This window comes from Pseudoflavonifractor capillosus (genome assembly GCF_016902575.1).
GTDB lineage: Bacteria > Bacillota > Clostridia > Oscillospirales > Oscillospiraceae > Enterenecus > Enterenecus capillosus_A.
This window is the reverse complement of sequence record NZ_JACSNZ010000061.1, coordinates 1-8,201: the sequence shown is the minus strand read 5'-3', so window position 1 is coordinate 8,201 and position 8,201 is coordinate 1. Positions and strand designations below refer to the sequence as shown.

Genomic DNA, 8,201 nt, shown 5'->3' with positions numbered 1-8,201 from the left:
GAGTTGGGGCATTGCTCATGGGGCATCCTCCTCTCCGGTGGTGACGTGCAGGCGGGGCATTTGGCCCAGGTGGGAGAGCTCCAGAGGGGCAGAGGACTGCTCTGCCGGGGCGGGGCGGGAGAGGATGGCGGTCATGGCCGCCAGCAGTTGCGCCTGGGAGGACACCGTCTGCTCCTGCTGCCCACATTCTGGGTCAGTCCATAGGATTTTGTGGAAGATGTTCCGGCCAAGAAGGGCCAGAGACACCCACCGAAGACGGCCCAGCACCCGATCCAGACGTTTCCCGTCCCCGAACAGGTCAAAGGTCACCGCCACCTGGGGCAAACCATTTTTCATCGGCTCCCGCACCACCAGACTATCGTGTTTGGAGGAGAGCTTCCAGTGGATGGAGCGCAGCGAATCTCCCGGGCGGTATTCCCGCAGCTCGTAGTCCTCCATGGAGGGCGTGCCTGTGCATATGGTGTTGGCGGGCATTTGGGGGAACTCCGGAAGCTGCTCCATGGGGACGGGAGTGGGGAGAACCAGGGCGTGGGCAGGGGTGGGAGCTGAGACGGGGAAGGCAAACAGGCCCAGGGCATCCAGGACCCGCACCCGGCTGAGCTGGCAGGTGAGCAGGCCGCAATGGGAGGTGTCCATGGGTATGGTGCGTACCATTCCCTGGGACAGGCCGGTGAAGCCCAGTCGCTCCCGCTGTTTTGTCCCGGTCAGGCTGTTTTGCAGGGTGAGGGCCATGGTCAGCCGGGGCACCGGGAGGAAGGAGCGGGTTTTCACGGAGATTTCCCATGCCCCGCTCTCCTCCTGCACCAGCTGGGGCAGGGAGGGGGTCAGCTCCAGGCGCACCCCCACAGCGGCCCGGAGGCTGAGGGCCAGGGAGAGCAGGGGCAGGGAGATGACACACACCAGAAGGAACTGGGCCAGATATCCGTCATAGAAGATCTGAAAGGCCAGGGCGGCCAACAGAGCCACCCCGTAGACAATGCGCCGGCCGATCATGGGTCATCTCAGCTGGGGGGCTTTGACACCCTGCATCAGCCGCTCCATAAGCTCCTTCTGTGCTTGGGGGGTCTCCGCCGCCCTGGGGGCGAGGATAAGGCGGTGGGCAATGACATTGTGGAACATGGCCTGCACGTCTTCGGGAATCACATAGTCCCGGCCCGAGGCCAGAGCCAGGGCCTGACTGATGTGGGTCAGGGCCAGGGTGGCCCGGGGGCTGGCTCCCTGGACAATGAGGGGATCCCGGCGGGTAGCATCCACCAGCTCCAGCAGGTAGCTGAGCACGTCGTCGGACACATGCACCTGGTCCACGGCCCGGCGCAGTCCCTCCAGTCCGGTGTGGTCGATGGCCTGCTCCACCTGGTGGAGGGGATTGCCACGCTGGCGATCCCGCACCAGGTCAAACTCCGCCTGACGGGTGGGATAGCCCAGGGAGAGGCGGATGGTAAAGCGGTCTAACTGGGAGTCGGGGAGGGGCTGGGTCCCGGCAGCGCCCACGGGGTTTTGGGTGGCAATGACCACAAAGGGCTGAGGGACGGGACGGGAGACCCCGTCCACCGTCACCTGGCCCTCCTCCATGGCCTCCAGCAGGGCAGACTGGGTGCGGCTGGTGGCCCGGTTGAGCTCGTCGGCCAGGAAGAGGTTGCACATCAAGGCCCCGGCGTGGTATTCAAAGGTGCGGCGCTCCTGGTTGTAGACGGAAAAGCCAGTGAGGTCTGAGGGCATTACATCGGGGGTGAACTGCACCCGCTGACAGCGCAGGCCCAGAGCCTTGGAAAAGGCCAGGGCCATGGTGGTCTTGCCCACCCCGGGGATGTCCTCCAGCAAAATATGGCCCCGGGCCAAAATGGACAGCAGGACTCGTGCCAAAACCTCATCTTTGCCCCGTACCGCCTTGCGTACCTGGGCGAGGATGCTGTGGATGATCTTCTGTTCTGTGAGCATAGGACGGGCCCCTTTCTGGCGGTGACTCCCATGGCTGGCCTGAGAATGTGTTTTTCGTAGCTGGAGTTTTGTTCTCTGTAAGCATACACCATGGGCTGGGAAGCGTCAATGGAAATTGGATACGGAGATGTTTGCGGGGGGACGTGCTATCCCAAACCGTCATTTTGTTTTATAATGGCGTGGGATTATTTTTCATCTACCCGCACATGTTGTCTGTCTCAACCGTTATATCAAATAGAAGGGGGTGAGCCGCTGCCATGGATTTGGAACAACGCTACGACAAGCTGTATCGGTACTGCTATATGAAGACCCGCCACCCCCAGGCAGCGGAGGACATCACCCAAGAGACCTTTCTGCGCTTTCTCCGCACCCGTGATGTGGGGGACATGGAACGGCACACCGCCTACCTCTACACCATTGCCCGCAATCTCTGCGTGGACTTCTACCGGGCCAGACAGGAGCTGCCCCTGGACCAGGTGCCCCCGCCTGTCCAGGACGAGGAGGAGGCCCACACCCTGCGCATCGCCCTGGAGCAGGCGCTGGAACGGCTGCCGGAGGAGGATCGGGAGCTGATTTTCCTGCGCTACACCAACCAGCTGCCGGTGGGGAAGGTGGCAGACATTTTGGGTGTGTCCCGCTTTGCGGTGTACCGCCGGGAGAGGCAGATTTTGAAACAGCTGCGCAGTCAGCTGGATGGGAGGGATTTTTATGCGTGACCACTTATGGAAACGGGGGCTCCAACAGGTCTATCAGCCCCCGGTGCCCAGAAAGAAACAGGAGTTTTTGAGTCAGTTTACCCAGCCAGAGCTGTCCACCACCCAGTTTTTGCTCACCCAGGCGGCGTATCTCCGCCCCTGGAGCTGGCTATTGTCCGTGGCCATCTTTGTGGTGGCGCTGCTGATCACCCAAAACCTGGAGCCATGGGATATGTGGATGGTGTCCGCCCTGCTGCCCTTTGCAGCCCTGGCCACCGTCACCGAGCTGAGCCGCTCGGCCCGTTATCACATGGAGGAGCTGGAGCTATCCGCCCGGTTTTCTCTGAAAAGTCTGCTCATGGCCCGGCTGACCCTGATGGGGGTGTGGAATCTGGTGCTGCTGGCGGTGCTCTTTCCCCTGGTGGCGGGGTGGAGTGAGCTGCCGCTGGTGGTGACGGGGTGTTTTCTGCTCTGCCCCTACTGTCTGACCTCGCTGGTGTGCCTGGTGATCTCTCGCCGATTCCGGGGCAGCGAGATGGTGTTTGTGTGCGCCATGGCGGCGGTGGCGGTGAGCGGGCTGTGCTTTTGGTGGCAGAGATCGCCGCTGATCCTGCTGGAGCAAGGGGGCGTGGCGGGCTGGGTGGGCATCACCCTGGTGCTGTTGGCCCTGATGTTTTGGGGATATAGACGCTATCTATTGTGTGGGGAGGAATTGGTATGGAACTGAACATTGACCGCATTACCAAGCAGTATGGCTCGAAGATTGCCGTAGACCGCATCAGTCTCACCCTAAAGCCCGGGGTCACCGGCTTGCTGGGGGCCAACGGGGCGGGCAAGACCACCCTGATGCGGATGCTCTGCGGCATCCTGCGGCCCACCGGCGGCTCCATCTCCCTGGATGGACTGGACGTGTCCACGGAAGCCTACCGGGCGGCCCTGGGCTACCTGCCCCAGGATTTTGGCTACTACCCCAGCTTCACCGGGCTGGATTTTCTGCTGTACATGGCGGCGCTCAAGGGCATGGAGCGCAGTAGTGCCCGGAGGCGCAGTCTGGAGCTGTTGGAGCTGGTGGGACTGGCGGAGGTGGGGCGCAAAAAGATCCGCACCTACTCCGGGGGCATGAAACAGCGGCTGGGCATTGCCCAGGCCCTCTTAAACCAGCCCAAACTTCTGATCTTGGACGAGCCCACCGCCGGGCTGGACCCCAAGGAGCGGGTGCGCTTCCGCACCATCATCCAGGAGCAGGGCAAGGAGAGCATTGTGCTGCTCTCTACCCACATCGTCTCTGACGTGGAGCACATTGCAGACCGCATTTTGATGGTCAGAGATGGTCAGCTCATCTACGACGGCGATGTCCACAACACCCCCCAGGACCTGGAGAAATTTTATCTCCAGCAGTTTGAAGGGGGAGGAATATGAGGATGTTTGGCACACTCTACCGCTTTGAGCTGAAGAAAATCCTGGCAAGGCCCTATGTGATCCTCTTTTTGGTTGCCATGGTGGGAGCCACCCTCTTTCTCAACCTATACCCCCTGGGGGAGCAGGAGGACGTGGTGTATGTGGAGGAGGACGGGTCGCTGGTCTTTGACACCGTCTCCCGCTATGAGGCCGTCCAGCTGGAACGCCGCTTTTCTCAGGAGGACGCCGGCATCCTGCTGGACAATGAGACAGCTCTGGAAATGCGGGAGAGGAACGAATACTACCAGGAGGTGTCAGATTCGCCGCTGACCTTTCTTCTGCTCAACGATTTCCTGGTGGAGGATGCCATCTCCACCATTGGGATCAATCCCCTGCGGGATGGGGCGAATCAGCTGGCGGATTTCACCTATGAGAAGGTGGCCCAGCAGCAGGAAGAGGAGTACTACAACCAAGGCCTCACCCAGGAGGAAATCGACTACTGGGAGGAGGAGCGGGCGGGGCTTACCACACCCTTTACCCTGGACTATGCCAAGGGGTACAGCGGGATTTTGACTCTGTCCCACTGGCTGAACCTGATGGTGCTGCCCTTTGTGTTTATCTGCCTGTGCGGCAGCTTTTCCGAGGACCATGTGTATAAGACCTGGCCCATCCTCACCAGCAGCAAAAACGGGCGGAAGTCCCTGGCCCTGGCCCGGCTGGCAGCGGGGGAGACCCTGGCCGGGGGTACGATTCTGCTGCTGTTTGCCATCACCGCCGCCATCCAGTTTTTTGTCCATGGCGCCCAGGGGGCCAGCGTTCCCATTCAGCTGCTGGAGGTGGAAAACCTGCGCCCGGGGTATACGGGGGCCTGGTTGTGCGGCAGCAGCCGGGTCATGACGGCAGGGCAGGGGGTGCTGGCCACCGTGGGCATGAGCCTGCTCATCCTTCTGTTTGCAGGGGCTCTGGCCATGCTTTTGTCCAAGCTCTTCCGCCGGGCCATTCCAGCCCTGGCTCTGCCCCTGGGGTTGCTGCTGATCTCCCTGATCTTTGCACCCCTGTCCTTTTATGCCTATAACCGGGTGCTGGTCCAGATTTGGAGCTATTTCCCCATCCAGCGCCTGTCCCAAACGTTTCTCTTGGATGAGCGGCTGGTTTCCCTGGGCGGTATACAGCTGGAGAGCATCACCGTGTCGGTTTGGCTCTATGGCCTGCTGGCCGTCCTCTGCCTGACTTTGTGTTTCTGGCTGTATCACACCCACACCGTAGAAAAGGAATGAGGTGGTGTTATGAAGGAATTTGGAACACTCTACCGCTTTGAACTGAAGAAACTTGTGGCAAGGCCCTATGTGCTCCTTCTTCTCCTGGTGATGGTGGGGGTCACCCTCTTTCTCAACGTGAAGCCCCTGTTGGCCCAGGAGGAGGTGGCCTATGTGGAGGAGGACGGGTCGCTGGTGTTTGACACTGTCTCCCGCTATGAGGCCATCCAGCTGGAACGCCGCTTTGCCCGGGAGGACGCCGGTACTCTGTTGGACAATGAGGCTGCCCTGGAAATGCGGGAGATGAACGAATACTATCAGGACGTATCAAACCGGCCCTTTACCTTTATCCTGCTCAACCACTTCTTGGTGGAGGATGGAATCTCCGTAACCATGCTCAATCCCCTATGGGATGGGACGGATCAAATGGCGGATGTGGCCTACAAAGCCATTGAAACATGGCAGAAGGATGAATACCAGAGCCAACGACTCACCCAGGAGGAAATCGAGTATTGGGAGGCGGAGCGGGCCAGGATCCACACCCCCTATACCCTGGACTATGCCAAGGGGTACAGTGGGATTTTGAAACTGGCCTTCTGGCTGAACCTGATGGTGCTGCCCTTTGTGTTTGTCTGCCTGTGCGGCAGCTTCTCCGACGACCATGTGTATAAGACCTGGCCCATCCTCACCAGCAGCAAGTACGGGCGCAAGTCCCTGGCTCTGGCCCGGCTGGCGGCAGGGGAGACCCTGGCTGGCGGCACCATCTTGACGCTGTTTGCCATCACCGCCGCCATCCAGTTTGTTGTCCATGGCGCCCAGGGGGCCAACACCCCCATCCAGCTGCTGAAGCTGGAAAGCCTGATTATGGGGTACCCAGATGTCTGGTTGCGGAACAGCAGCCGAGCCATGACGGCAGGGCAGGGAGTGCTGACCACCGTGGGCATGAGCCTGCTCATTCTCCTCTTTGCAGGGGCGCTGGCCATGCTGTTGTCCAAACTCTTCCGCCGGGCCATTCCCGCTCTGGCTCTACCCCTGGGGGTGTTGCTGGGCACCTTGCTGGTTGAAGACCCATTCTTTTATTTTCACGATTTGTATGACCGGGTGGGGCCTCAAATCTGGAGTTATTTTCCCATCCACCGCATGTCCGGAGAGTTTCTCCTGGATGAACGGCTCATTTCCCTGGGTGGCATACAGCTGGAGAGCATCACCGCATCGGTATGTCTCTATGGCCTGCTGGCCGTCCTCTGCCTGGCTTTGTGCTTTTGGCTGTACCACATTCACACCGTAGAGAAGGAATGAGGTGATGATATGAAGGGATTTGGCACCCTGTACGTCTATGAGCTGAAAAAAATCCTGGGGCAGCGGCTGGCTCTGGTGTCCCTGCTGCTGGGGGTGGTGATGATATTCGGGTGGAACCTGGTCACCCTCAACTCCACGGGGTACTACTACGACTACGACGCCCAGCAAAATGAGGTGGAGCGGCTGCCCAGACCCTATGGGGAGGTGGAGAAAATCCGCCGGGACTACATGCGGGGGCTGTCGGGGCAGGAGCTGGATGACACCCTCATGGAGCAGCTGACGGCGGGGTATGGGGACAGCGACACCGGAACCCGCCAGTGGAATCTGAACTCCTACTCCCCCTTCCGCTATCTCAACACCATGCTCAGCCGTGTTGGAGTCACCGCCCAGGGCTTTTACCGCAGTGAGGTGTGGAGCTTCTGGGTGAATCCGGAGGAGAATCTCTTGACAGAGGAAGAAATCGCCTATTGGCAGGAGCAGGCCAGCGGCCTGGGGACCTTCATCCTGGACTACGCCGGGGGCTGGCAGGGCATGGCCCAGGACTGTGGCCTGCTGTGCCAGGTGGCGGTGCTGCTCTCGGCGGCGTGTGTGTGCCGTCTCTTCTCGGAGGAGCACCGCACCCGCACCGACCAGCTGGTACTCACCAGTGCCCGGGGCAAGACCACCGCCTTCTGGGCCAGGTGGTGTGCCGGGGTCAGCTTCGCCGCTGGGCTGACCTTGACCCTCTCCGGGGTGTATATCCTGGCCTACTGCATCTTCTATGGCCCCGACGGCTTTTCCACTGCCCTCCAGCTGTGGAGTGAGGGGGTGGCCCTCCCCCTGCACCTGTCCATGGGCGGGTATGTGCTGGTGATGGTGGCCCTTCTGGTGCTGGGGAGCATGGCCATGGTGTCCCTGGTGATGCTGCTGTCTGAGCTGCTGGGCTGGGCAGTGGTGGCACTGGTGGTGCCCTTTCTCCTGTCCGGGGTCACGGTTTTGGGGCTGTTTCAAGGCCATGGCCGCCTGGTGGAGCAGGTGAGCAGCTATCTGCCCTTCCTGCGCATCAGTACCCACACCCTCACCGACTATTACCTGGCCATCTTCCGGCTCAACGCCATCCAGTTCAGCGTCCCGGTGTATGTGCTGGCGGTGCTTGTCTTGGGCGGGCTGTGCTGGCTGAGCTATCGGAACTATCAGGTCACCGGACGATGACGGAGCGAAAAACAAAGGGTCTGTTGCAAAACAGGCCCTTGTTTTTTGTTTCTCTGTTGCAGTCTTGTTAGACTGGCAACCACGCTCCGCTGGGCCCAATTTCTCCACGATGAGAAATTGGGGAAAGAATCGCTTAGGGCTTTCCCCCCTAAGAACCCCCCTTGGGGTACGGGTTTGGTGGTGCGTCAAGCCTATGGTCTGCCCTGGTTTGGTGCCAATTCAGGAAAGCAGTTGCTCCTTGCAAGGCGCACAGCCAGGCAAGCCGTGCGCTGCCTCCCCTCCAGGGCCTTAGTTCGGAGTGTTGCAGCCGTTCCCGGCTGCCGGAAGCCTGGGTTTCGGCGGCTGGGAACAGCCGCAATGCCAGGGGAAGGCCCGGACATGGAAACTGCCCAGCCGTAGGGCCAGCTGCCATGAAAACCTGGTG

Annotated in this window: 8 protein-coding genes; 6 read left to right on the top strand and 2 right to left on the bottom strand. The window is 60.6% G+C overall.

The annotated features are described in order from the left end of the window. Positions 1 to 15: 15 nt before the first annotated feature. Positions 16 to 993, bottom strand: a complete 978-nt coding sequence (locus H9X86_RS11140) for a DUF58 domain-containing protein (RefSeq protein WP_204901595.1) — start codon at positions 991 to 993, stop codon at positions 16 to 18. Positions 994 to 996: 3 nt separating this feature from the next. Next, positions 997 to 1,938 carry an AAA family ATPase gene (locus H9X86_RS11135; protein WP_204901594.1) on the bottom strand — a complete coding sequence of 314 codons (942 nt, stop codon included), beginning with the start codon at positions 1,936 to 1,938 and terminating at the stop codon, positions 997 to 999. A gap of 257 nt (positions 1,939 to 2,195) precedes the next feature. Here H9X86_RS11135 and H9X86_RS11130 point away from each other — a divergent pair, with 257 nt between their 5' ends. The 6 genes from H9X86_RS11130 to H9X86_RS11105 are packed head-to-tail and all read left to right on the top strand — an operon-like array spanning position 2,196 to position 7,777. Next, positions 2,196 to 2,654 carry an RNA polymerase sigma factor gene (locus H9X86_RS11130; RefSeq protein WP_204901593.1) on the top strand — a complete coding sequence of 153 codons (459 nt, stop codon included), beginning with the start codon at positions 2,196 to 2,198 and terminating at the stop codon, positions 2,652 to 2,654. Then, positions 2,647 to 3,360, top strand: coding sequence for a hypothetical protein (locus H9X86_RS11125; protein WP_204901592.1), 714 nt, complete (start codon positions 2,647 to 2,649; stop codon positions 3,358 to 3,360). Before H9X86_RS11130 ends, H9X86_RS11125 begins: the two co-directional genes overlap by 8 nt. Beyond that, a complete protein-coding gene (locus H9X86_RS11120; protein ID WP_204901591.1) occupies positions 3,351 to 4,052 on the top strand; it encodes an ABC transporter ATP-binding protein in 702 nt (233 codons plus the stop codon). Before H9X86_RS11125 ends, H9X86_RS11120 begins: the two co-directional genes overlap by 10 nt. Positions 4,053 to 4,054: 2 nt before the next feature. Continuing rightward, entirely contained in the window at positions 4,055 to 5,308 is a 1,254-nt protein-coding gene (locus tag H9X86_RS11115; protein ID WP_204901590.1) for a hypothetical protein, read from the top strand. Between the two features lie 9 nt (positions 5,309 to 5,317). Then, positions 5,318 to 6,586 (top strand): hypothetical protein, encoded by a 1,269-nt coding sequence (locus H9X86_RS11110; protein WP_204901589.1) that lies wholly within the window; start codon positions 5,318 to 5,320, stop codon positions 6,584 to 6,586. 9 nt (positions 6,587 to 6,595) lie between these two features. Next, positions 6,596 to 7,777: a hypothetical protein gene (locus tag H9X86_RS11105; protein WP_204901588.1), complete on the top strand. Its 1,182-nt coding sequence runs from the start codon at positions 6,596 to 6,598 to the stop codon at positions 7,775 to 7,777. Positions 7,778 to 8,201: the final 424 nt, after the last annotated feature.